This is a genomic window from Vineibacter terrae (assembly GCF_008039615.1).
In the GTDB taxonomy this organism is placed as follows: Bacteria; Pseudomonadota; Alphaproteobacteria; order Reyranellales; family Reyranellaceae; genus Vineibacter; species Vineibacter terrae.
On record NZ_VDUZ01000067.1, the window covers coordinates 23,336 to 46,802 of the forward strand.

25 protein-coding genes are annotated in these 23,467 nt (G+C 68.3%); 17 read left to right on the plus strand and 8 right to left on the minus strand.

Annotated elements, in window-relative coordinates:
• Positions 1 to 16 precede the first annotated feature (16 nt).
• The 3 genes from serA to FHP25_RS36580 form a co-directional block, all read right to left on the minus strand.
• The gene (gene serA, locus FHP25_RS36570) at positions 17 to 1,594 is read right to left on the minus strand and encodes a phosphoglycerate dehydrogenase (protein ID WP_147851944.1); all 1,578 of its coding nucleotides are present in this window, start codon (positions 1,592 to 1,594) and stop codon (positions 17 to 19) included.
• Positions 1,595 to 1,773: 179 nt separating this feature from the next.
• Complete coding sequence (locus FHP25_RS36575) at positions 1,774 to 2,940, minus strand: phosphoserine transaminase (protein ID WP_147851945.1); 1,167 nt, start codon at positions 2,938 to 2,940, stop codon at positions 1,774 to 1,776.
• Between the two features lie 236 nt (positions 2,941 to 3,176).
• On the minus strand, positions 3,177 to 5,405 hold the full coding sequence (locus FHP25_RS36580) for an adenylate/guanylate cyclase domain-containing protein (RefSeq protein WP_147851946.1): 2,229 nt from the start codon (positions 5,403 to 5,405) through the stop codon (positions 3,177 to 3,179).
• A 117-nt stretch (positions 5,406 to 5,522) separates the two neighbouring features.
• Here FHP25_RS36580 and FHP25_RS36585 point away from each other — a divergent pair, with 117 nt between their 5' ends.
• Together FHP25_RS36585 and FHP25_RS36590 are read left to right on the plus strand one after the other, a co-directional pair.
• Positions 5,523 to 5,834, plus strand: coding sequence for a nucleotidyltransferase domain-containing protein (locus FHP25_RS36585; protein ID WP_147851947.1), 312 nt, complete (start codon positions 5,523 to 5,525; stop codon positions 5,832 to 5,834).
• Positions 5,831 to 6,214, plus strand: a complete 384-nt coding sequence (locus FHP25_RS36590; protein WP_147851948.1) for a HEPN domain-containing protein — start codon at positions 5,831 to 5,833, stop codon at positions 6,212 to 6,214. Before FHP25_RS36585 ends, FHP25_RS36590 begins: the two co-directional genes overlap by 4 nt.
• A gap of 12 nt (positions 6,215 to 6,226) precedes the next feature.
• On the opposite strand, the gene FHP25_RS36595 is transcribed toward FHP25_RS36590, so the two are convergent.
• The 4 genes from FHP25_RS36595 to FHP25_RS42130 are packed head-to-tail and all read right to left on the minus strand — an operon-like array spanning position 6,227 to position 8,299.
• Complete coding sequence (locus tag FHP25_RS36595) at positions 6,227 to 7,441, minus strand: adenylate/guanylate cyclase domain-containing protein (protein WP_147851949.1); 1,215 nt, start codon at positions 7,439 to 7,441, stop codon at positions 6,227 to 6,229.
• Positions 7,442 to 7,488: 47 nt separating this feature from the next.
• Complete coding sequence (locus FHP25_RS42120; RefSeq protein ID WP_231712608.1) at positions 7,489 to 7,845, minus strand: Atu4866 domain-containing protein; 357 nt, start codon at positions 7,843 to 7,845, stop codon at positions 7,489 to 7,491.
• Complete coding sequence (locus tag FHP25_RS42125; protein WP_331461723.1) at positions 7,842 to 8,117, minus strand: carboxymuconolactone decarboxylase family protein; 276 nt, start codon at positions 8,115 to 8,117, stop codon at positions 7,842 to 7,844. The genes FHP25_RS42120 and FHP25_RS42125 overlap by 4 nt, the downstream gene beginning before the upstream one ends.
• On the minus strand, positions 8,006 to 8,299 hold the full coding sequence (locus FHP25_RS42130; RefSeq protein WP_231712609.1) for a hypothetical protein: 294 nt from the start codon (positions 8,297 to 8,299) through the stop codon (positions 8,006 to 8,008). The genes FHP25_RS42125 and FHP25_RS42130 overlap by 112 nt, the downstream gene beginning before the upstream one ends.
• A gap of 380 nt (positions 8,300 to 8,679) precedes the next feature.
• Here FHP25_RS42130 and FHP25_RS36610 point away from each other — a divergent pair, with 380 nt between their 5' ends.
• Together FHP25_RS36610 and FHP25_RS36615 are read left to right on the plus strand one after the other, a co-directional pair.
• Positions 8,680 to 9,582, plus strand: coding sequence for an AraC family transcriptional regulator (locus tag FHP25_RS36610; RefSeq protein ID WP_269434423.1), 903 nt, complete (start codon positions 8,680 to 8,682; stop codon positions 9,580 to 9,582).
• 539 nt (positions 9,583 to 10,121) lie between these two features.
• Entirely contained in the window at positions 10,122 to 10,859 is a 738-nt protein-coding gene (locus tag FHP25_RS36615; protein WP_147851951.1) for a pyridoxine 5'-phosphate synthase, read from the plus strand.
• A 151-nt stretch (positions 10,860 to 11,010) separates the two neighbouring features.
• Here FHP25_RS36615 and FHP25_RS36620 read toward each other — a convergent pair whose 3' ends face one another.
• On the minus strand, positions 11,011 to 11,502 hold the full coding sequence (locus FHP25_RS36620) for a winged helix-turn-helix transcriptional regulator (RefSeq protein ID WP_147851952.1): 492 nt from the start codon (positions 11,500 to 11,502) through the stop codon (positions 11,011 to 11,013).
• A gap of 268 nt (positions 11,503 to 11,770) precedes the next feature.
• On the opposite strand from FHP25_RS36620, the gene FHP25_RS36625 reads away from it, so the two are divergent.
• From FHP25_RS36625 to FHP25_RS36685, 13 genes are all read left to right on the plus strand, one after another.
• Positions 11,771 to 12,901: an MFS transporter gene (locus tag FHP25_RS36625; RefSeq protein ID WP_408068567.1), complete on the plus strand. Its 1,131-nt coding sequence runs from the start codon at positions 11,771 to 11,773 to the stop codon at positions 12,899 to 12,901.
• Between the two features lie 76 nt (positions 12,902 to 12,977).
• Complete coding sequence (locus tag FHP25_RS36630) at positions 12,978 to 13,328, plus strand: hypothetical protein (protein ID WP_147851954.1); 351 nt, start codon at positions 12,978 to 12,980, stop codon at positions 13,326 to 13,328.
• Between the two features lie 54 nt (positions 13,329 to 13,382).
• On the plus strand, positions 13,383 to 13,787 hold the full coding sequence (acpS, locus tag FHP25_RS36635) for a holo-ACP synthase (RefSeq protein WP_147851955.1): 405 nt from the start codon (positions 13,383 to 13,385) through the stop codon (positions 13,785 to 13,787).
• Positions 13,788 to 13,984: 197 nt separating this feature from the next.
• On the plus strand, positions 13,985 to 14,719 hold the full coding sequence (gene lepB / locus FHP25_RS36640; protein WP_231712611.1) for a signal peptidase I: 735 nt from the start codon (positions 13,985 to 13,987) through the stop codon (positions 14,717 to 14,719).
• Positions 14,720 to 14,740: 21 nt separating this feature from the next.
• Positions 14,741 to 15,451, plus strand: coding sequence for a ribonuclease III (gene rnc / locus FHP25_RS36645; RefSeq protein ID WP_231712612.1), 711 nt, complete (start codon positions 14,741 to 14,743; stop codon positions 15,449 to 15,451).
• Positions 15,452 to 15,596: 145 nt separating this feature from the next.
• Positions 15,597 to 16,523 (plus strand): GTPase Era, encoded by a 927-nt coding sequence (gene era / locus FHP25_RS36650; RefSeq protein ID WP_147851956.1) that lies wholly within the window; start codon positions 15,597 to 15,599, stop codon positions 16,521 to 16,523.
• Between the two features lie 277 nt (positions 16,524 to 16,800).
• Positions 16,801 to 18,105, plus strand: coding sequence for an aromatic ring-hydroxylating oxygenase subunit alpha (locus FHP25_RS36655; protein ID WP_178134065.1), 1,305 nt, complete (start codon positions 16,801 to 16,803; stop codon positions 18,103 to 18,105).
• 5 nt (positions 18,106 to 18,110) lie between these two features.
• Positions 18,111 to 18,608 (plus strand): aromatic-ring-hydroxylating dioxygenase subunit beta, encoded by a 498-nt coding sequence (locus FHP25_RS36660; RefSeq protein WP_147851958.1) that lies wholly within the window; start codon positions 18,111 to 18,113, stop codon positions 18,606 to 18,608.
• 125 nt (positions 18,609 to 18,733) lie between these two features.
• Positions 18,734 to 19,906, plus strand: coding sequence for an ABC transporter substrate-binding protein (locus FHP25_RS36665; RefSeq protein ID WP_147851959.1), 1,173 nt, complete (start codon positions 18,734 to 18,736; stop codon positions 19,904 to 19,906).
• Positions 19,907 to 20,081: 175 nt separating this feature from the next.
• Positions 20,082 to 20,996 carry a branched-chain amino acid ABC transporter permease gene (locus tag FHP25_RS36670; protein ID WP_231712615.1) on the plus strand — a complete coding sequence of 305 codons (915 nt, stop codon included), beginning with the start codon at positions 20,082 to 20,084 and terminating at the stop codon, positions 20,994 to 20,996.
• Positions 20,989 to 21,939, plus strand: coding sequence for a branched-chain amino acid ABC transporter permease (locus tag FHP25_RS36675; protein WP_147851961.1), 951 nt, complete (start codon positions 20,989 to 20,991; stop codon positions 21,937 to 21,939). The genes FHP25_RS36670 and FHP25_RS36675 overlap by 8 nt, the downstream gene beginning before the upstream one ends.
• The gene (locus FHP25_RS36680; RefSeq protein ID WP_147851968.1) at positions 21,936 to 22,691 is read left to right on the plus strand and encodes an ABC transporter ATP-binding protein; all 756 of its coding nucleotides are present in this window, start codon (positions 21,936 to 21,938) and stop codon (positions 22,689 to 22,691) included. Before FHP25_RS36675 ends, FHP25_RS36680 begins: the two co-directional genes overlap by 4 nt.
• Positions 22,688 to 23,398: an ABC transporter ATP-binding protein gene (locus FHP25_RS36685; protein WP_147851962.1), complete on the plus strand. Its 711-nt coding sequence runs from the start codon at positions 22,688 to 22,690 to the stop codon at positions 23,396 to 23,398. The genes FHP25_RS36680 and FHP25_RS36685 overlap by 4 nt, the downstream gene beginning before the upstream one ends.
• Positions 23,399 to 23,467: the final 69 nt, after the last annotated feature.

Here is a 23,467-nt window from a genome sequence, read left to right on the forward strand (position 1 = left end):
ACGCCCGGCCCCGTTCTCAGAACGCCAGCGCCTTGGCCTGGGTCACGCCGTCGAGCGCGCCGATGCGGTCGACCAGGGCGCCGTCCAGCTTCTGGTCGACGGCGACCAGCGCGATCGCCTCGCCGCCGGGCTTGTCGCGCCCGAGATGGAAGGTCGCGATGTTGACGCCGGTATCGCCCAGCAGGGCACCGAGACGGCCGATGAAGCCCGGCTTGTCGTCGTTCGTGATGTAGAGCATGTTCGGCGCGAACTCGGCCTCGATCTCGATGCCCTTGATGTAGACCAGGCGTGGACGCTTGCCGCCGAACAGCGTGCCCGACACCGAGCGCGTGCGCCGCTCGGTCGTCACCGTCACGGTGATCTGGGTCTGGTAATCGCTGTCGCGGTCGTGCTTGACCTCGGCCACGTCGACGCCGCGCTCGCGCGCCAGGATCGGGGCGTTGACCATGTTGACGTTCTCGAGCTGCGGCCGCAGCAGGCCGGTGATCACGGCCTGGGTCAGCGGCTTCACGTTCAGCGCCGCCACCGTGCCCTCGTACTCGATGCTCACCGCCTTGATGCCGGTCTCGGTGAGCTGGCCCGCGAACGAGCCGAGGTTCTCGGCCAGCTTCAGGTACGGCGCCAGCCGCGGTGCATCCTCGGCCGAGACATTGGGCATGTTGAGCGAGTTGGCGACCGCGCCCGTCATCAGATAGTCGCTCATCTGCTCGGCGACCTGCAGCGCCACGTTCTCCTGCGCCTCCACGGTGCTGGCGCCCAGGTGCGGCGTGCACACTAGGTTGGGGGCGCCGAACAGCACGTTCTGCTTGGCCGGCTCCTCGCTGAAGACGTCGAAGGCGGCGCCGGCGATGTGGCCGGAGATCAGCAGGTCGCGCACCGCCAGCTCGTCGACCAGCCCGCCGCGGGCGCAGTTCACGATGCGCACGCCCTTGCGCGTCTTCATCAGGCGCTCGCGGCCCAGGATATTCCTGGTCTGCTCCGTGAGCGGCGTGTGGATCGAGATGAAGTCGGCACGTGCGATCAGCTCGTCGAGCGTCACCTTGTCGACACCCAGCGCCTGGGCGCGCTCCTCCGACAGGAAGGGATCGTAGGCCGCGACCCGCATCTTCAGCCCGATGGCGCGCTCGGCCACGATGCTGCCGATGTTGCCGCAGCCGATCAGGCCGAGCGTCTTGAACGACAGCTCGCTGCCCATGAAGCGGTTCTTCTCCCACTTGCCGGCCTGCGTCGAGGCGTCGGCGGCGGGCACCTGGCGCGCCACGGCGAACATCAGCGCGATGGCGTGCTCGGCCGTCGTGATGGCGTTGCCGAACGGCGTGTTCATCACCACGACGCCACGCGCCGTGGCGGCCTTGATGTCGACATTGTCGACGCCGATGCCGGCGCGGCCCACCACCTTCAGCTTTTCGGCGACCGCCAGCACCTCGGCCGTGACCTTCGTGGCCGAGCGGATGGCCAGGCCATCATACGCGCCGATGATGGCGCGCAGCTGGTCGGGCTTGAGGCCGACCTTCACGTCGACGTCGACGCCGCGTTCCTTGAAGATCTCGACGGCGCGCGGTGACAGCTCGTCGGAAATGAGAACCTTGGGCATGGGAGTCAGTCTCTGAGTCGGTGTTGGTCAAACGACTGATGAGGGAAGACCAACCACAGAGGCACAGAGACACAGAGGTGGCACAGAGGAAGATTTCGCGCGCGCCACGGGCGCGCAATCCCATCATTCTCTGTGTCTTTCTCTGTGCCTCTGTGTCTCTGTGGTTTCTTCTTGATTGCTTACGCCGCCTGGGCGGTGAACTCGCGCTCGATCTCGGCGTAGGCCCAGTCGAGCCACGGCATCAGCGCTGCGACATCGGCGGCCTCGACGGTGGCGCCGCACCAGATGCGCAGGCCCGGCGGGGCGTCGCGGTACGAGCCGAGATCATAGCCGGCCTTCTCGGCCTCCAGCAGGTCGGCCATTTTCTTGGCCGCCGCCGCCTGCTGCTTGGCGTCGAGCTGCGTGAACCACGGCGCCACGATGTTGAGGCACACCGAGGTGTTCGACCGGATCGAGGGCGACGCCGCCAGGAAGTCGATCCACGGCCGCTCGGCCACGAACTTCTCGATCACCGCGAGGTTGGCGTTGGAGCGCGCGATCAGGCCCTGCAGGCCGCCGGCCTGCTCGCCCCAGGCCAGGCCGTCGATCGCGTCCTCGACCGCCAGCATCGAGGGCGTGTTGATGGTCTCGCCCTTGAAGATGCCTTCCGACAGCTTGCCGCCTGACGTCATGCGGAAGATCTTGGGCAGCGGCCAGGCCGGAGTGTAGGAGGTGAGCCGGGCCACGGCGCGCGGTGACAGCACCAGCATGCCGTGGGCGCCTTCGCCACCCATCACCTTCTGCCAGCTCCAGGTCACGACATCGAGCTTGGTCCAGGGCAGGTCCATGGCGAACACCGCCGAGGTGGCGTCACAGATCGCCAGGCCTTCGCGGTCGTCGCGGATCCAGTCGGCATGCGGCACGCGCACGCCCGAGGTGGTGCCGTTCCAGGTGAACACCACGTCGCGGCCCCAGTCGACCAGCTGCAGGTCGGGCAGCTGGCCGTAAGGCGCGTTGAGCGTGCGTGCGTCCGCCAGCTTGAGCTGCTTGATGACGTCGTTGGCCCAGCCTTCGCCGAAGCTTTCCCAGGTCAGCACGTCGACGCCGCGCGCGCCCAGCATCGACCACAGCGCCATTTCCACGGCGCCGGTGTCCGAGGCCGGCACGATGCCGATGCGATAGTCGGCCGGAATGCCCAGCAGCGCGCGGGTGCGGTCGATGACCTCCGCCAGCTTCTTCTTGCCGAGCTTGGAACGATGTGAGCGGCCGGTCGCCGCATCCTTGAGGGCTTCGGGCGACCATCCCGGCCGCTTGGCGCAGGGGCCCGAAGAGAAATCGGGACAATTCGGGCGAGCGTTCGGCTTCATGCAGCCTCTCCCTTCCAGAAGAGAAGCGCCCCGGTGGGGGGGCGTGGCCCGCCCGCTGGTTAAGGCCCGGCTCTGCTGCCGTCAAGTCAAATGGCGGTGCCAATTGTCACGCTTGTCCGTGTCCGGGGCGGCAGCCCGTGCCTGTCGGACATCGTGGAATACCCAGTCGCTGCTCCAGGCGCGCCACGGGCAGGCAACCGCCGAGATGATGTGCCGGCAACTGATGCTTCCAGGTGCTACGGCGATGCCTGGCGCAAGGCAGCCACGACGGCGTCGATGTCGGCGCCGTTGCGGTAGGAGCGCGCGAAGCGCAGCCGCGGGCTGTCGGCGGTGAATGTCGGGTCCAGCGCTTTCAATGTCGCCAGCGCGGCGCGCGCCGCGTCGAGCTTGCCCTGGCGCGCCAGCGCCGCCGCGCTCGTCTCCAGGCAATCGCGGTCGGACGCTGCCCGCGCGCGGCAGGCTTCTGCGGCCTTGGCCGCCTCGGCGTCGCGGCCGAGCAGGAAGAGGGCACGCGCCTCGACCGACAGCGCGGCCGAGCCCGGCACCGGATCGCGCTGGCGCGCCCGGGCCAGCGCCGCAAGCGCACCAGGCGAGTCGCCCACCAGCACCAGGGTGCCGGCGGCGCGCGCGAGCACGGCGGCATCGGTATCCTTGGCGCCGACGGCACGTCGGGCGTCGTCGCGGGCGTCGTCGTGCCGGCCCAGATGCGCCAGCACGGCGCTGCGCAGCGCCAGGGCCAGCGGTGCGTCGGGTGTCAGCGCCAGCGCGCCGTCCAGGCCGCGCAGCGCCGTCTCGAGTCCCTCGGGCGCGCCATCTGCCGGGTCCCAACGCCGCTCATAGGCGGCAAGGTAGGTGTCGGCCAGCGCCAGCTGCGCCGGCACATAGCCGGGGGCCGCTGCGGTCGCGCGCAGCAGCAGGCTGCGCGCCTGCAGCAGCGCCGCCCGAGCGTCCTTGCCGGCCAGCAGGCGCGCCTGCAGCACCAGGTCGTAAACGTCGGGTGGCGGCCGTGTCACCAGCGTCGTCGTCGGCGGTGCTGCCGGTGCCGGTGGCGGCGTCGGCGCTGCGTCGGCCGAGGTCTTCGAGGAGGGCGGCGGCGATGACGGCGGCGATGGCGCCGGTGCCGGCGCAGGCGCTGCTCCGGGTGCCGGCCGCAGCGGCCGCTTGGGGCTCTGCTCGTCCTGGCGCCGGGCCGCTTCCTCGGCCTTGCGGCGCGCTTCGGCGGCGCGGGCGCGGGCCTCCGCCTCCTGGCGGCGCTGCTCGGCCTCGGCGTCGGCGGTCTTGGGCTCGTCGCCCTTGCCGCTGGGGTTGGCGAGGGGGTTGTTGCGCCCGGACGTGACGTCGAGCATCGCCACCAGCGTGCTCACCACCCTGCCGGTGACCTCGTCCTGGATGTCGAACACGGCGCCGGCCTCGCGGTCATAGCGCTCGGCCCAGTCGGAGCGGCCGGTCCAGGCATCGATCAGCTCGGCCGAGATGCGCAGCCGGCCGCCGTCGCGGCGCACGCTGCCCACCAGCGCATGCGTGATGCCAAGCTCGCGCGCCAGCTGGCGGATGTCGGCCTTGCGGCCCTTCCACGCGAACGACGTGCTGCGGCCGAAGACGCGCAGGTTCTGCTGGTTGGCCAGCACCGCCATCTTGGACAGCGCCGTGATGATGTCCTCGGTGATGCCGTCGCTGAAATATTCCTGGTCCTGCCCGGCCGGGCTCTCGAACGGCAGCACGATGATGGCGACGCCGGCGGGGCGCCAGGCCGCCGACCACGGCCAGGTGCCGGCCAGCCACGTGCCCGCGCCGACGGCGCCGGCCAGCAGCAGCAGCACGGCCAGCGCGGCCGCCACGCGCCGCAGCGTTGCCGGTTGCCGCGGCGGGGCCGTGCTTGGCGTCCTTGCCGGCATGTCGCTGCCGGGCGGCGCCGTCGCTGCCCGCGGCGCGGCGCTGTCGGCCGGCCGCACCCGCCAGGCATGCACGGCGCGGGCGATGTTCTTCACCGAACGCGGCCCGAGGTCGTCGAACGCCACGGGCAGCTTGCCCTGCACCTGCTCGCGCACCACGCCCGAGACGCAGATCGTGCCCGGCTCGGCCAGCGCCTCAAGCCGCGCGGCGACGTTGACGCCGTCGCCCAGGATATCGCTGCCGTCGACGATGATGTCGCCCAGGTTGATGCCGATGCGCAGCCGGAAGCGCCGGGGCTCGGGCTCGGCGGCGCCGCGCGCGGCCATGGTGGCCTGGATGGCGAGCGCGCCGGCGACGGCGTCGATGATGCTGGCGAACTCGAACAGCAGCCCGTCGCCTTGCGAGCCCACGAGCCGGCCGCGATGCGCCGCCGCCAGCGGCAGGATGGCCTCGCGATGCGCCCGCCAGGCCGCCACCGTGCCGGCTTCGTCGGCCCCGACCAGCCGGCTGTAGCCGACCACATCGGCGCAGACGATCGCCGCCAGCCGGCGCTCGACGCGCGCCTCGTTCACGGGGCTCCCCTCATGATGTGGGGTTTATCACGGCCGAACCGGCGACGCACCGCACGTCAGCACGCGGTGCGCCCCGTGTTTTGAGCCATGCCGCTCGATTTCAAGCTATAATGTGCTATGGATAATGTCATCCCGATCGCCGCCGAATATAAACGCCGTGTGGAAGCTGCGCTCCCTGGCCGTGTGGCCAAGGTCGTGCTGTTCGGGTCACGGGCACGCGGTGACGCAGACGCAGATTCCGACTGGGATGTCGCCGTCTTCCTGCGCGACGATGTCGGTTCGCGCGAGCTTGATGTTCTGGCCGACGTCGGAACGGCGCTGCTACTCCAGACGGGGGCTGTAATCCAGCCTGTGCCATTGCCAATTTCGCGCGAGAACGAGGACAGCCTTTTCCTGAGGCACATCCGTCGCGACGGTGTCCTTGTATGATGGAAGCTGCCCATCGCCGGCTTGCCTTCGCCGAACGGTTGCTGGGCGAGCTGGACGGAATTGATCCCGAGCGGGCGCCGACGTCAGCCATTCACACGGGGTACTATGCGATGTTCCATGCGGCGACCGCCGTGATTATCGCTGCAGGAGAGGATCCCCCGCAGACGCACTCGGGTGTCATCGCACGCTTTTCTCGGCTGGTTATCCAGCGCAGCTTGCCAACCGATCAGAGCGTGGCGGTGTTGGGGCGCGCCCAAGCTGCGCGGCAGCTGGCTGACTACGATGAAGCGGCGCGTGGGCTGGAAACAAAAGCGCACGACGTGCTGCAGCAGTCGCCGACGTTCGTCGCGTTCTGTCGCAGGATGATTTCGGGCAGCTGAGGTCCTCAGGCACTACAGCAGCGCCGGGTCGATCGTGAACAGCTCCTGTGCGCGGCCGACGCCGCGCAACGCGTAGCGTCCGACCGAGACGAGGTGGGCGCGCTCGGCTTCGGGGGCCGCTGCCACGAAGTCGGATGACAGCACGATGTGCCGGTCGACTGAGCTGCACATCGAGGCGATGCGGCTGACCTCGTTCACCGCCGGCCCCACGACGGTGAAGTCCAGCCGCTCGCGGCTGCCGATATTGCCGTAGAACACGTCGCCGATATGCAGGCCGAGATAGACCGCGGTCACCGGCCGGCTCTCGTCGGTGCGCCGTGCGTTCAGCACCCTGAGCCGCTCGCGCAGCGCCGCCTCGGCCTGCAGCGCGCTGCGGCACGCCTGGGCGCGGTCCTCCGACTTGAAGATCGCGAGCGTGCCGTCGCCCATCAGCTTCAGCACCTCGCCGCCGGCCTCGCGGATGGAGGTGATCACGGCGTCGGCGTAGTCGTTGAGCAGCGGGATGATCTCGTCGGGCGGCGCCGTGTCGGAGATCGTGGTGTAGCCGTGCAGGTCGGAGAACCACAGCACGGCGTTGATGCGCTCGGCCACGCCGCGCGAGATGCGGCCGCTGAGCACGCGCTGGCCGGCGTCCTGGCCGAGATAGACCTCGACCAGCGTGCCCGCGATGCGGGCCAGCGACGCGCATTTGATCGCCAGCGCCAGGGACGGCACCAGCCGGCGCAAGGCCGCCAGGGTGGACTCGCGGAAGCCGCCGGGGCGCGCTGTCATCCATGACGAATAGACGCAATCCATCTCGCCGATCGTGCCTTTGTCGGCGAAGCGTTGCACCATGGCGAGGTAGTCGGTCTGTCCCTGCTCGCGCAGCGACTGAAGCTGCGAGAAGCTCACCGGATCGGCCGGCCCCAGTCGGCAGCGCAGCTCGTCGGTGCCGGTCTGCAGGATGTGGTAGAAGGCGCTGTTCTGCCAGTTCTCCGCCGCTTCGCCCACATTGGTCGGGCCGTACTCGACGACGGCGCTTTCCTCGACGCCGTCATCGCGCCAGCGAAACGCACGCCCCTCATAGATGGGATGCAGCGTGTCGATGATCGTTATGCCGCGCGCCAGCTCGAGCCCGACCTGGCTGCATCGCGCGCAAAACCCGTCCATCAGGTCGGTCTCCGAGGCGCCGGCCAGGCCGCGATGCACCACCCATGATGCTATCTGCTCGATATCGATGTCGTTCATGGGCTTTACCTGGGATCGCCGGCGCCAATCAGCCAGAGGATATCCTGTCATTCTCGCCGGAATATGTCAGGTCCGACGGTGAGCACGCCGTCGACCAAGCGTCCCGTCGCCGTGAACCCGGAATCGTCGACGAAATGCAGGTCATTGCCGCGCGCCGTGTACCGGCCGGTGTAGGCGCCTTTGCGCGTGCCGCGGGCCTCGTCGTAGCGTCCGTCCGATCGCAGCTCGAGCCGGATATGGCTGTCCGCCGTGACCCACATGCCCACGAAGCGCTGCTCAGTCATGGGAGGCTCCGGTTGTGCGATGGCCGTCGTGGCCGCGATTGCGCCGGCGCCGGCGGCCATCGCCACCATTGCGCGCAGCACGAGGCGACGTGTCGTGCAGTCCGTCGATGCGTATCTCATTGCGGTTCTCCGGCCAGGTCTCTTTTACCGAACAGCTCGATCAACGCCTGCGCTGCGTCGATGGCGCGCGGAAAGCCAGCGTGCACGGTGGTCAGGTAGACGACCTCCTTCAGGTCGTCCCGGGTCACGCCGATGTTGAGCGCATAGCCGGCATGGATCTTCATCTGCGCCCGATTGCCCAGCGCGGTGAACGCCGCCACCGTCGCCAGCTGGCGCGTGCGCGGATCGAGGCCCGGCCTCGCCCAGACATCACCCAGGGCATAGTCGGTGATCGCATCGGCCAGGAACGGGCCTCCCGGCGCAACCCCTCGAGCGCCGGCTGGCTCTTGCCTGCGTTCAAGGTGCTCACCACCGCCTCGCCGCGCTGGCGGCGCTCGCTTTTGATCGGATCGGCAACCGCCGGGAAGGCCGCGGCGGTGATCACGGCGGCGGCCAGCATGTGCTTCATGGTCATTGTGGTGCTCCGAGTCAGTAGGGGCTTGCCGTGGGACGGACGATCATCTCGCCGGCATCGCTCCCTGGGGCTATAGATCCGGCGCACCGCGCCGGCCGACGCTGGGAATGTGGTTGCAGCGCTTGCCATGGCGGTAGACTGGAACTGGCCGGTTCTTGCCTGATCCTCCACAACCGCGATGTCGTTATCGGCTATCGCCGCGCCGCCGCCTATGATGTGCCATGGCGTTCATCTTCACTGTCATCCCGAGCGCCAGCGAGGGATCTCCCGCGAACGGCGCATCGTGCGTCTTTCGCGGGAGATCCCTCGCTGGCGCTCGGGATGACCGTCTGTGGCTATGATGTGTGACGGGACAGGTCGCGAAAATGCGGGGATGGTGCGTGGAAGCAGGATCCGAGCTGGCCGAGCTGATTGACCGATTCGCCCGTGAGGATGGCGTTCACGCCACGCCCATTGCGCGCGTGTTCCTGATCCGCGCGTCGCGGCCCACCATGCCGCTGCACGTGCTGCATCGGCCGGCGGTCTGCTTCGTCGCGCAGGGCCGCAAGCAGGTGATGGTCGGCGAGGGGATCTATGTCTACGACAAGGCGCAATATCTGGTCGTGTCGGTCGACGTGCCGGTCGTTGGCCAGATCCTGAAGGCCAACCCCAGAAGCCCTTATCTCTGCCTGCGCCTCGACCTGGACCCCGCGATTCTGGGGGCGCTGCTGCTGGAGAGCGGGCTGCGCGCCGGGGACAGCCGGCAATCCGGGCCGGCGCTGGGGTTGAGCGCCACGACAGCCGAGCTTCTGGACGCCGCGACCCGGCTGCTGCGGCTGCTCGCGGCGCCGCGCGACATCGCCATCCTCGCCCCCCTGGTCGAACGGGAGATTCTCTACCGGCTTCTCGTGGGCCAGCAGGCTGCCAGGCTGCGGCAGGTTGCATTCGCTGACAGCAGGCTGCAGCAGGTCAACCGCGCCATCGGATGGATCAAGCGCAATTTCGCCAGGCCGTTCAGCATCGATGTGGTCGCGGCCGAGGCGTGCATGAGCCCATCGGCGCTGCATCAGCATTTCAAGAGCATCACGGCGATGAGCCCGCTGCAGTACCAGAAGCAGCTGCGGCTTCAGGACGCACGCCGTCTGATCCTGAGCGAGGCTGCCGATGCCGCGACCGCCGGTCGCGCCGTCGGCTACGACAGTCCGTCACAGTTCAGCCGCGAATATGGCCGCCTGTTCGGTGCACCGCCGCGGCGTGATATCGCGCGGCTGAAGGCAACGCCGGATCTGGCGTTCGGGCTCTGAAGGTGCGTGCGCAAATAAAGAGCCCCGTCCCGAACGAGGCGGGAAGCGGGGCTCTGTGGGCGTCTGCCCGGGCCGCTCGTGGAGAGTGGCCTCTATCGGACCTCGGCTCCAGCGCCTGGCCTAGGACGCTGGTCGTCGGTTCGCTCTGTCATGCCATATCGATTTGTTGGTGACCCGGATCGTGCCCTGGCCAGGGTTGTGATCGCATGTCCAGGTCATGGTCCTGATGATCGCTCACCAAGACCCGGGTCGCTGGCCCGGCGGAGTGTTCATGCGATGCATGCCTCCCGAGCTGGTTGCCGATCCGCCTGTCGTCCCGCGCTGCCAGCAGCGCCACCCTTCGTCGCGCTAACGGCGCGCAAGGGGGACCAACAGACACACGAAACGTGTGCCTCTTGGCCGCCGGAGTCAAGAGCAACTGTGGTGGATGAGCGCTTGGTCGATTGCCGCCGCATCGACAATGCGGACAAGTTCGCGGCGGACGCCGCCGCGTGGCGCGCCTAAGTTGCCGCGCATCGTTTTGCGGCAGCAGGTCGGCAATGAGCACGAGTCGTATCCGTCTGGGCGTCAACGTCGATCACGTTGCCACCGTGCGCAACGCGCGCGGCGGGCGGCATCCCGACCCGGTGCGCGCTGCACTGCTGGCGGCGGAAGCGGGTGCCGACGGCATCACGGCGCATCTGCGCGAGGATCGCCGCCATATCGCCGATGCCGATATCGAGCGGCTGGTGCGCGAGGTGCCGCTGCCGTTGAACTTCGAGATGGCGGCGACCGACGAGATGGTCGGCATCGCGCTGCGGCACAAGCCGCACGCGGCCTGCATCGTGCCTGAGCGCCGCGAGGAGCGCACCACCGAGGGCGGCCTCGATGCCGCCGGCCAGCACAACCACCTGGCGCCGCGCGTGCAGCGCCTGCGCGAAGCGGGCATCCGGGTGTCGCTGTTCATCGAGCCCGACCGGCGCCAGCTCGACGCTGCCGTGGCGCTGGGCGCGCCGGTGGTCGAATTGCACACCGGCCGTTACTGCGAGCTCGACGGCAGCGCGCGCGACGCCGAGCTGGAGCGGCTGCGCAAGGCGGCTGCCGTTTGCGCTGCGCTGGGGCTGGAGTGCCACATGGGCCACGGCCTATCCTACGACAATGTCGAGGCGGTCGCCGCCATCCCGGAGGTGACGGAGCTGAACATCGGCCACTTCCTGGTCGGCGAGGCGATCTTCATCGGCTGGAAGGCAAGCCTGGCCGAGATGCGCCGCCTGATGGATAAGGCACGCGGCATCTGAGGCCGATCGTATCCTGCGGCGGCGCTTCCATCGTCATCCCGCCTTCACAGTCATCCATGTTCCCCAGGGCTGCGCCCAGCGGCGTTGGAGCGTCATGAACATCGAGCTGCTGCTGCTCTCCCTGTCATCGTCGCCTCACCGGGAACGGGTGTCATCGTGACGCTTGCCGCCGGACCATCTCGCGACCCGCAGTGCTCCCGTGGTGCTTGCGCACAGTTGTTTCGCTCCAGGCCAGGCCAACCCCGTTCCGGGACCGCAATTCGAGGCGGCTGACGGGTTCTCCGGTCGCGGTTTCGACAAGCGTGGAATGAGGCTCACCGGGAGCGTAGAGGTGGTCCTCGCCCCACTGCCGAAGGGCAACGATGACCTTGAACAGGTCGCGCCCTTTCGGTGTCAGCGCATATTCCTGATAGGCCGATCCGTCCGACGCCGGGCGGACCTCGAGCACGCCGCGACGGACCAGTTCCTGAAGCCGCGCCGTCAGCATGCCCTTGGCTATGCCAAGGTTCTTCTGAAATTGGCTGAAGCGGCTTATGCCGTCAAAGGCGTCCCTGATGATCAGCAGGGACCACCAGTCACCGATGACATCAAGGGCGCGAGCAACCGGGCACTCAACGGCGCCCAGACTGACACGCTTTACCATGCCGGTATCCTTCCTCGGTTCAGCCCGCCATCTGGTTCTAAAATAGAACTAGATTAGATTGCGTGCAAGTGGTCTTATTATAAGACTTCATCGGCGACAAGAATACATAATGGACAGTTAGACGAATGCACCTCACCTGCGGCAGGCAGCAGCGAAGACCGATAAGCAGGATGGTCGGGGCCTGTCGCAAGTTACGACGATCCTCTTCGCGATCGCTTGCGGGCTGAGCGTCGCCAACATCTATTTCGCCCATCCCCTGCTGGATGCCATGGCCGCCGATTTCGGCATCAGCGCCGCGGCGATCGGCGGTGTCGTCACGCTGACGCAGATTGGCTATGCGCTGGGATTGATCTTTATCGTGCCGCTCGGTGATTTCCTCGAACGACGCAAGCTCATCGTCGGGCAGGGAGTATTGTCGGCAATGGCATTGATTGTGGTCGCCACGGCGCCGACCGAGAATGTCCTGCTGGTGGCGATGGTTGCTGTCGGTCTGCTGGCGGTCGTTGTCCAGGTGCTCGTGGCATTTGCGGCAACGCTGGCGTCACCTGCCGCGCGAGGCAAGGCGGTGGGCACGGTGACGAGCGGGGTCGTTGTCGGCCTGCTGCTTGCCCGGTTCGTATCCGGAACGCTTGCCGATCTGGGAGGTTGGCGCGCGGTCTACATGATCTCCGCAGCAGCTACCCTCATCATGGCGGCCAGTCTATTCCGCGTCCTGCCGCGAGAAGGAAGCTCGCGATCGTCAGTCTCCTATCGGGAGCTGCTTCGTTCGGTGCTGATGCTGTTCATCGACGAACCGATCCTGCGCGTTCGGGCCGTCTTGGGGTTGCTGATCTTCGCCGCCTTCAGCGCATTCTGGACGGCGCTGGTGCTGCCACTCAGCGCGCCGCCGCATTCTATGTCGCACACCGAAATCGGATTGTTCGGGCTCGCCGGGTCTGCCGGCGTGCTCGCTGCCAACGGTGCCGGCCGCGCTGCTGACAGAGGTCTGGGACAATGGACAACTGGTGTATCGCTGGCGCTGCTGCTTGCTTCCTGGGGACTCATTGTCCTGCTGGACTCGTCAATCGCGGTGGTGGTTGTCGGGGTAGTCATCCTCGATCTGGCTGTGCAGGCGGTTCACGTCACCAATCAAAGCATCATCCTCGCCACGCGGCCCGACGCTCACAGCCGGCTCGTCGCCGGGTACATGGTGTTCTATTCCATCGGTAGCGCCGTCGGCGCTATCGCCTCGACCGTAGTTTACGCAAGAATGGGATGGTTTGGCGTCTGTGCTCTTGGAGCAGGGGCCTCCGCCGCTGGATTCATCTTCTGGGCGGCAACCCGCCATGTGGGGCGCTCCCGGATCGAGGCGGCGCTTCCTGCGCGGCGCCAAGGACGCCCATCTGTTCACGCTCGTTGACATGGGCGGCGCTCGCGGCAAAATCATATCATTGATGATGAGAAAAGTTCCGCGTCGATGGTGATCAGGAGACGGCATGACATTCGTGTATGTCATTCTCTTCGCCGTCGTGCTGTTGGTGCTCATACAGGCGATCCGAAGAGGACGGCGGCGATCCGGGACCTGGTCGGACAACGGGTACACGTCCACCGACACGTCGCCACCCTCCGAACGGTCGTCGTACGAGCCCGCGACGCGCGGCGGATCAATCGCGCCGGCAGTGGCCGCAGGAGCCGTCGCCGGTGCCGCGCTCGGCACCGAGATTGGCCGTGGTGACGCCGATAGCAGTGGCGGTTCGGATGGCGGCGGATCAAGCTTCGATAGCGGATCGGGCTCCGACAGCAGCAGCACCGGCAGCTCCGACAGCAGCAGCTCGTCCACGGATTGAAGGCGCCGGCCGCGCGGGCTGGCGCCCGGCCCGCCGGCGCGCTATCCCGTTGCCATGATCATCGGCATCGGCAGCGACCTGGTCGACATCAGGCGCATCGACAAGACCCTGGAGCGCCATGGCGAGCGCTTTATCGGGCGGTGCTTCACCGATATCGAGCGCCGCCGCTCGGACGGGCGCGCCGACCGCGCCGCCAGCTACGCCAAGCGCTTTGCCGCCAAGGAAGCGTGCTCGAAGGCGCTGGGCACCGGGCTGCGCCGCGGCGTCTATTGGCGCGACATGGGGGTGGTGAACAAGCCCAGCGGCAAGCCCACCCTGCAGCTCACGAACGGCGCCCTGGAGCAGCTGCGCAGCATCACCCCCGACGGCATGCGCGCCGAGATCCATCTCACCATCACCGACGATTTCCCGATGGCCCAGGCGTTCGTGATCATCGAGGCGGTGCCGGGCAGCCTCTGAGAAGAGTGATTATTGCACTTATCGTGCATTGTCATATGACAACAGAGCGCGCCTGGGGCCCGCCCTAAGCGCAAGACTTCTGCGGCCTTTGTTGCTATACCCGCCCGCTGCCGTGCTGCCCCCGGCCCGGCACCTCGCGTAGGCACGCAATGGAACACCGCAAGCCCCTGAGTCGCAAAGAAACATCCGGCGGCTGGATGGAGACGGTCAAGACCGTCGTGTATGCCGTCCTGATCGCCATCGTGGCGCGGACCTTTGCGTTCGAGCCTTTCAACATTCCCAGCGGCTCGATGATCCCAACCTTGCTGGTCGGCGATTATCTGTTCGTGTCGAAGTATTCCTACGGCTACAGCAAGCATTCCTTCCCGCTCTCGCTGGCGCCGTTCTCGGGCCGCATCTTCGAGCGGCCGCCGCATGTCGGCGACGTCGCGGTCTTCAAATGGCCGGGCGACAACCGAACCGACTACATCAAGCGCATCATCGGCGTTCCGGGCGATCGGGTGCAGGTCAAGGGCGGCGTGCTGTATGTCAACGACAAGGCCGTCAACATGAAGCCGGCGCAGGAGGTCGGGCCGCGCCCTGCCGGCGGCTCGTCCGATGGCCAGATCTTCGTCGAGACGCTGCCGGGCGGCGCCCCGCATTTCATCCAGAAGAAGAAGCCCCTGGGCGCGCCCAAGGAGCCGGGCGACGATCCCAACAACACCCGCGAGTTCGTCGTGCCGCCGGGCCATGTCTTCGTGATGGGCGACAACCGCGACGAATCGGCCGACAGCCGCGTGGCCGGCAGCCAGGTCGGCTTCGTGCCGATCGAGAACCTGGTCGGGCGGGCCGAGTTCATCTTCTTCTCGCATGACGGGTCGGCATCGCTGTGGGAGGTCTGGAAATGGCCCGAGGCGATCCGCTTCAGCCGCATGTTCCAGGGCATCCGCTAAGTGTCGGCCAGGGAAGACGATGTGGACGCTGTGCCCGCGGTTGTGGATCGCGAGCAGGCATTCGCCGCGGCGCTGGGCCATGACTTCGCCAACCGCGAGCTGCTGCGCGAGGCGCTGACCCATCGCAGCGCCATCGACCGCCAGCGCGGCCGCAACCTCGATCTGCAGCATGGCAATGAGCGGCTGGAGTTCCTGGGCGACCGGGTGCTGTCGCTGGCGGTCGCCGACGTGCTGATCCGCCGCTTCCCCTTGGAAAGCGAGGGCGAGCTGGCGCGGCGCCACGCGGCGCTGGTGCGGGCCGAGACCCTGGTCGAGGTGGCGCGCGTCATCGGGCTGGGTGCCCACCTGCTGCTTGCCGATTCGGAGGAGGCGACCGGCGGCCGCGAGAAGCCGGCGATCCTGGCCGATGCCTGCGAGGCCGTGATCGGGGCGGTGTACCGCGATGGCGGGCTGGAAGCGGCCCGCAGCTTTGTCGAGCGCTACTGGGTGCCGCGCATCGAGCACGATCCCAAGCCGCCGCGCGACCCCAAGACCGCCTTGCAGGAATGGGCCCAGGGCCGCGGCCTGCCGTTGCCCAGCTATCGCGAGGTGGGCCGTGACGGGCCGCCGCACGCGCCGCAGTTCATCATGGAGGTCATGGTGCGCGGCCGCACGCCGGCGCATGGCAGCGGCAAGACCAAGCGCGAGGCCGAACGCGCCGCCGCCACCGCCATGCTGGACGCGCTGAAGTGATGGAAGATCGTTCCCTCCCCCACGCAGTGGGGGAGGTGGCCGAAGGCCGGAGGGGGAGCCAACGTGGTCTCAGTTGCATGGACCGCGTGGGCTCCCCTCCGCCCCTTCGGGGCACCTCCCCAGCAAAGCTGGGGAGGAGGACACGATGACCGAACCAGCCGACAACACCCGTGCCGGCTTCGTGGCGCTGCTGGGCGCGCCCAACGCCGGCAAATCGACCCTGCTGAACGCGCTGGTGGGCGGCAAGGTGTCGATCGTGTCGCCCAAGGCGCAGACCACGCGCACCCGCGTGCTGGGCATCGCCATGCGCGACCTGCCGGACGGCACCCGGGCGCAGATCGCCTTCGTCGACACGCCCGGCATCCACGGCCGCCGCCAGCGCCGGCTGGAGCGCGCCATGGTGCGCGCGGCCTGGCAGGGCGCCGCCGACGCCGACCTCGTGGCCGTGCTGGTCGACGCCGCCCGTGGCTTCGGCGACGAGGCGCGTGCCGTGGTCGCGGGCCTGCGCGATATTGGCAAGCCCTGCGTGCTGGTGTTCAACAAGATCGACCTGATCCGGCGCGACAAGCTGCTGGCGCTGTCGGCCGCGGCCAACGCCGCTTATGCCTTCGAGCGTACCTTCATGGTGTCGGCCAAGACCGGCAACGGGCTGGACGATTTCGCCGACTGGCTGGCCACGGCGCTGCCGGCGGGGCCGCTGCTCTATCCTGAGGACCAGCTCACCGACATGCCGCTGCGCCTGCTGGCGGCCGAGATCGTGCGCGAGCAGGTGTTCCTGCAGCTGCACGACGAGCTGCCCTACGAGGCGGCGGTCGAGACCGAGGCCTGGACCGAGCGGCCCGACGGCAGTGCCCGCGTCGATTGCGCCGTCTTCGTGATGCGCGAGAGCCAGCGCCCGATCGTGCTGGGCGAGGGCGGCGCGCGCATCAAGATGATCGGCAGCCGCGCACGCAAGCAGCTGATCGACATCGTCGACCGGCCGGTGCATCTGTTCCTCACGGTCAAGGTCAAGGAGCGCTGGGCCGAGGATCGCATCCGCTACGGCGAATGGGGCCTGGACTACGACGTGTGATGCCAGGAGCGCGGGCGTCCCGCCCGCATCGGCGCGCAGCGCCGGGCCATGAGCGGGCAAGATGCCCGCGGTCCCAGGCGCGTCCCGGCCGGTCTGGCGCCGGCAAACATCGCAAGCTAACATCGCCCTCACTGCCACCGGAAATCCGACCCGTCAGGTGCTGCGGCCGGTGCGAAGGCTTCATCGGTCGATGCGACAGATGTGCAGCATCTGTACGCGCTCGCCATGAAGCGCATTCGCGCAGCGCCAGGAAGAGACGCAGAGAGGAGGCATGGGCATGGACCTGCGCCAGGCGGTCGAGGCCGACCGCGTTCATCGGCATGTCTATACCGATCCGGGCATATTCGAGCAGGAGATGGACCGGATCTTTCACCGCGTGTGGACCTATGTCGGCCACGAGAGCCAGGTGAGGAAGCCGGGCGACTACTGGACCGTGCAGGTCGGGCGCCAGCCGATGATCATGATCCGGCATCGCGACGGCACCATCCATGTCCTGCACAACCGCTGCCCGCATCGCGGCGCCATGCTGTTCGGCAACCGCAGCGGCAATGCCGGCCCCACGATCACCTGCTCCTATCACGCCTGGCAGTTCGATACCGACGGCGCCTGCCGGATGGTGCCGCTGTCGAAGGGCTATGACGGGACGCGGCTGGCGCCTGGCGGCGCCGACTGCCATCTGCGCGACATGAAGCGGGCGGCGCGGGTCGAGTCCTATCGCGGATTTGTCTTCGCCAATCTTGCCGCCGATGGGCCGTCGCTGCGCGAGTGGCTGGGCGACGCGAGGATCGCCTTCGACGACATGTGCGATCGCGCGCCGGCGGGCGAGGTCGAGATCGTCCCCAACTGCTTCCGCGTGATCCAGAATTCCAACTGGAAGATCTTCCTCGAGAACCAGCTCGATGCGCTGCATCCGGCGGTGACGCACGAATCGACCGGCAAGGCGGCGTTCGACGTCGAGGAGGAGATGAAGAAGCGCGGTGGCCACGCGCCGCTGTCCTACCACTACATGTCGGCCTTCTACACGACGCCGATCGCCAAATGGGACCAGTTCCAGACCCTGAACTACCCGCACGGCCATTGCATCCTGACCGGCTACATGGGCCTGCGGCCGCGCGATCCCGACACGCTGGCCTACGAAGAGGCGATGAAGCAGGCCTATGGCGAGAAGCGGATGGAGGAGATCCTCGGCGTCAACATCCACCATGTGCTGCTCTATCCCGGCCTGTCGGTGCAGTCGCCGCTGCAGCAGCTGCGCGCCGTGCGGCCGCTGGGGGTCGACAAGACGCTGACCGAGATCTGGCATTTCCGCCTGAAGGGCGCGCCTGAGGCGATGTATCGCCGGGCGCTGGGCTACTACAACCTCGTCAACTCGCCGGCGACCCTGATCAATGCCGACGATCTGTGGAACTTCTGGAAGATCCACCAGGGCCTGGCGTCCGACGGCGGCGAGTGGGTGAGCTTCCATCGCAACGCCGGCCAGGATCTGGAAGAGGGCGGCGTCGTGACGTCGTGCATCGGCACCAGCGAGGCGCCGATGCGCAACCAGTTCCGCGCCTGGGTCGACTACATGGGGGCGAGGTGAGCACGATGGCCACCATGAGCGGCGACGACCCGCAGCGCAGCGTCGAGCAGTTCCTCTATCGCCAGGCCGAATGCCTGGACACCGGCGACTGGCAAGGCTTCATCGATCTGTTCGCCGATGACGGCATCTACTGGATGCCGGCCGATCCGTCGCAGGCCACCGGCGATGGCGTGCCGTCGATCTTCTATGAGGATCGCGACCTGATGGCGGTGCGCATGCGGCGGATGATGCATCCCCGTGCCTGGTCGCAGAAGACCGAGTGGGGCACCAACCATGTCGTCTCCAACGTCCGCATCGAGAAGCACGATGCCGCTTCCGGCCTGCTGGTCGCGCGCTCGCGCTTCCACATGATGGAGTTCCGCAACGACTCGACCCGGCATTTCGCCGGCTCCTACATCCACCATCTGCAGCCCAGCCCGGACGGCTACCGCATCAGGCTGCAGCGCGTCGACATGGTGAACGCCCAGGGGCTGTACGACTACGTGCTGCAGGCGTGGGTGTAGAGTTCCGTTCGACGTACGCCGTCATCCCGAGCGAAGCGAGGGATCTTCTGAGGATGGCGCACGGTGCGTCTGCATCAAAAGATCCCTCGCTACGCTCGGGATGACCGTCTGATCGGGAGGGCAGAATGACGAAGAAGGCTTCGCTCCTGGCCGGCATTGCGCTGCTGGCGCTGGCGTCGACCGCCGATGCCGCCGACAAGATCAAGGTCGGCTTCATGAGCACGCTGTCCGGGCCGGGCGCGGCGCTGGGCGTCGATATCCGCGACGGCTTCGAGCTGGTCGCCAAGGGCGAGGGCGGCAAGCTGGGCGGCCTCACGGCGGATATTTCCATCGCCGATGACCAGCAGAGCCCCGACACCGGGCGGCAGGTCGTCGAGCGCTTCACCAAGCGCGATCGCGTCGACGTGATCACCGGCATGGTGTTCTCCAACGTGCTGCTGCCGGTGATGCCGGCCATCCTGGCCTCGGGCACCGTCTATATCAGCCCCAACACCGGACCCGAGGACTACGCGGCCGAGAAGTGCGATCCGAATTTCTTCGTCGTGTCGTGGCAGAACGAGGACACCGCGTCCGCTATGGGCCAGGTGATGAACGACCGCAGCCTCAAGAACGTCTACCTGATCGCGCCCAACTATCCTGGCGGCCGCGAGACGCTGAACGGCTTCAAGCGCACCTACAAGGGCGCGATCGCGGGCGAGGTCTACACCAGGCTGGGCCAGCTCGACTACGCCGCCGAGATCGCCACCTTGCGCGCGGCCCGGCCGGACGCGGTGTTCTTCTTCCTGCCCGGCGGCATGGGGACCAACTTCATCAAGCAGTATGTCAGCGCCGGCGCGCAGCAGGATGCCAGGCTGTACACGCCCGGCTATTCCGCCGACGAGGACACGATCAAGTCGGTCGGCGAGCCCATGGTGGGGATCCTCAACACCGCGCAATGGGCGCATGATCTCGACAACCCGGCCAACCGGAAATTCGTCGCTGACTTCCAGAAGGCCTATGGCCGGCTGCCCACGATGTATGCCCAGCAAGGCTACGACGCGGCACAGCTGATCGCCGCCGCGGTGCGCGATACAGGCGGCAGGATCGAGGACAAGGCCGCCTTCCGCCAGGCGCTGCACGCCGCCAGGTTCGACTCTCCGCGCGGCAGGTTCCGCTTCAACACCAACAACTACCCGATCCAGGACTACTATCTGCGTGAGGTCGTCAAGGACGGCGCCGGCCGCATCACCAACAAGACGATCGGCAAGGTCTACACCGACTACGCCGATCCCTTCGCCGCCCGCTGCAAGATGAAATGAGGGTGTACAGTTTCTGTCGTCCTGAGCGAAGCGAAGGACCCGTTATGCCGTCGTGTCGCACGGAGGGAACTTGCTGGCGTACGTACGCCATCGAGGGTTCCGTGCGCTTCGAGGGCTCAACGGGTCCTTCGCTTCGCTCAGGACGACAAATGCGCGCTCCCAGGACACCATGCCGCTGACCTTGCTCGCCGAGCAGGCGCTGAACGGCCTGCAGCTGGGGCTGATGCTGTTCCTGCTGGCGGCCGGGCTGACGCTGGTGTTCGGCATCATGGACATGATCAACCTGGCGCACGGCACGCTCTACATGATCGGCGCCTATCTGGCGGCCACCGTCGCCGAGGCCAGCGGCTCCTTCGTGGCCGCCATCGCCGCCGCCGTGGTCGGCACCGCGGTGATCGGCATGGCGCTGGAGCTCACGGTCCTGCGCCCGCTCTATCGGCGCTCGCATCTGCACCAGGTGCTGGCGACGTTCGCGCTGATCCTGATCGCCAACGAGCTGGTGCGCATCATCTGGGGCGCGCAGCCCATTGCGCTCAACATGCCGGCGGCTCTGTCCGGCCCGGTCGAGCTGGCGCCGGGCCTGCGCTATCCGGCCTACCGCCTGGTCGTGATCGGCGTCGGGCTGGCCGCGGCGCTGCTGCTCTATGTCGTCGTCGTCCACACGCGCGTGGGCATGTGGCTGCGGGCAGGGGCGTCCGATCGCGAGATGGCAAGCGCCATGGGCGTCAACACGGCGTGGCTGTTCACCGCCGCGTTCGGCGCCGGCGCCGCGCTCTGCGCCGTGGCCGGCGCGCTGCTGGGGCCGCTGCTGGCGGTGCAGGTCGGCATGGGCGAGAACATCCTGATCCTGGCCTTCGTCGTCATCGTGATCGGCGGCATCGGCTCGGTGCGCGGCGCGCTGGTCGGCGCGCTGCTGGTCGGCATCCTCGACACCGTCGGCCGCACCGCGCTGCCGGCGCTGTTCCGCGCCCTGGCCTCGCCGGAGGTCGCGTCCGAAGCGGGGCCGGCCCTGGCCTCGATGCTGATCTACGTGCTGATGGCCGGGGTTCTCTGTTTCCGGCCGCGCGGCCTGTTCCCGGCGCGTGGCTAGCACGCTGCATATCGGGCTGCGCCCGCTGCCGACCCTGGTGCTGGTCGCGAGCCTGGTGCTGCTGCCCGTCGTGCTGACTGCCGTCGATCAGCCGTTCTACATCGTGCTCGCCAGCCGGGTGCTGATCTACGCCCTGATCGCCAGCAGCCTCAACCTGCTGATCGGCTATGGCGGCATGGTGAGCCTGGGGCACGCCTGCTTCGTCGGCGCCGGCGCCTACACCACGGCGGTCCTAGTGCATGCCGGGATCGGCTCGGCCTGGCTGGCATGGCCGGCCGCCGCGCTGGCCGGCGCCGTGCTGGCGGCGATGATCGGCGCCGTTTCCCTGCGCACCCGCGGCGTCTACTTCATCATGATCACGCTGGCGTTCGCGCAGATGGCCTACTACGTCGTGGTCTCGCTGCGGGCGCTGGGCGGCGATGACGGCCTCGTCCTGCCGCGGCGCACCGGCTACGGGTTCGGCCTCGATCCGCACGCCGACATGACATTCTACTATGCCGTGCTCGGCGTCGTGGTGCTGCTGATGGCCGGGCTGCGCCGGCTGCTCAACGCGCCGCTGGGCCGCGCCCTGCAGGCGATCCGCGACAACGATGTGCGCATGGAGGCCATCGGCTTTCCCGTCTTCCGCATCCAGCTCGCCGGCTTCGTGATCGCCGGCGCCACGGCCGGGCTGGGCGGCGGCCTGCTCGCCGATCTCAACCAGCAGGTCAGCCCCAGCCTGCTGCACTGGACGCAATCGGGAACCCTGATGGTCATGGTGATCCTGGGCGGCGCCGGCCGCTTCCTGGGCGGCGTGCTGGGCGCGGCGGTGCTGCTGCTGGCGCAGGAGCTGTTCTCCGACGTCACCACCCACACGGCGCTGGGCATCGGCCTGGTGCTGCTGGCCGTGGTGCTGTTCGCGCCGGCGGGCCTCGCCGGCCTGTGGCGGCAGGTCGCGCGGTGACGGCGCCGCCCGGCCTGCAGGTCGACGGCCTGCGCAAGCGCTTCGGCGGCGTGAGCGCGCTCGACGACGCCAGCCTCGCCGTGAAGCCCGGCGAGCTGCATGCCCTGATCGGCCCCAACGGCGCGGGCAAGACGACGTTGATCCAGCTGGTGTCGGGAGCCGAGCGCGCCGATGCCGGCCGCATCGTGCTGGACGGCGCCGTGATCGACGGCCTGCCCATGCATCGCCGCGTGGCGCTGGGCCTGGCGCGCTCGTTCCAGATCAGCAGCGTCTTCCCGGCCTTCACCGTGCTGGAGAACGTGGCGCTCGCCATCCAGGCCCGCAGCCGCGCGCGCTGCGCCGTCTGGCGGCCGGTGGCGGGGCAGGCGGCGCTGTTCGAGCCGGCGCGGCGGGTGCTGGACGTGGTCGGGCTCGGCGCCCGCTCGGATATCGCCGCCGGCGCCCTCTCCCATGGCGAGCGTCGGCGGCTCGAGATCGGCCTCACGGTTGCGACCGGCGCCCGCCTGCTGCTGCTGGACGAGCCGCTGGCCGGCCTGGGGCCGGACGAATCGGCACGTGTCGTCGCGCTGCTGCGCACGTTCAAAGGCCAGGCCGGCATCCTGCTGGTCGAGCACGACATGGACGCCGTGTTCCAGCTGGCCGACCGCATCTCCGTCCTGGTCCATGGCCGCGTGATCGCATCAGGCGTGCCGCAGGCGATCCGCGCCCATCCCGAGGTGCGGCGCGCCTATCTCGGTGAGAGCACCGCATGAGCGCCGTGCTGGAGGTCGATGGCCTGTCGGCCGGCTATGGCACCGGCCGGGTGCTGTTCGGCGTCGGCCTGCATATCGAGGCGGGGGAGGCCGCGACCCTGCTGGGGCGCAACGGCATGGGCAAGACCACGACGGTGCGCTGCATCGCCGGCCTGCTGCGGCCGGTCGAGGGCACGATCCGCCTGGCCGGCGAGCCGGTCGGCCAGCGCGGCGCCGACTGGATCGGCCGCGCCGGGCTGGGCCTGGTGCCGGAAGGGCGCCGGATCTTTCCCAACCTCACCATGCGCGAGAACCTGGTGGCGTTTGCCGCCAACCGCCGTGCCGCCGCCGATCCCTGGACGCTGGAGCGTGTGCTCGACCTCTTTCCGCCCCTGGCCCCGCGCCTGGGCAATCTCGGATCGCAGCTGTCGGGCGGCGAGCAGCAGATGCTGGCGATCGGCCGGGCGCTGCTGACCAATCCCGTCCTGCTGATCCTGGACGAGGCGACCGAGGGGCTGGCGCCGCTGCCGCGCGAGGCGATCTGGCGCGCCCTGCAGCGCCTGCGCGCCACGGGCCTGGCCGTCCTGGCCATCGACAAGCATGTCGACCGGCTGGCGGCGATCGCCGCCCGGCACACCATCCTGGACCGCGGCCGCGTCGCCTGGACCGGCAGCTCGGCCGAGCTGACCGCCGATCGCTCGCTATGGGAGCGCTATCTGGGTCTTTGACTTTTTTGGACCGCGCGCGTCCACGCGCGCACCGGCGCATGGCGCCGGATCATGAGCGCGCGTGGACGC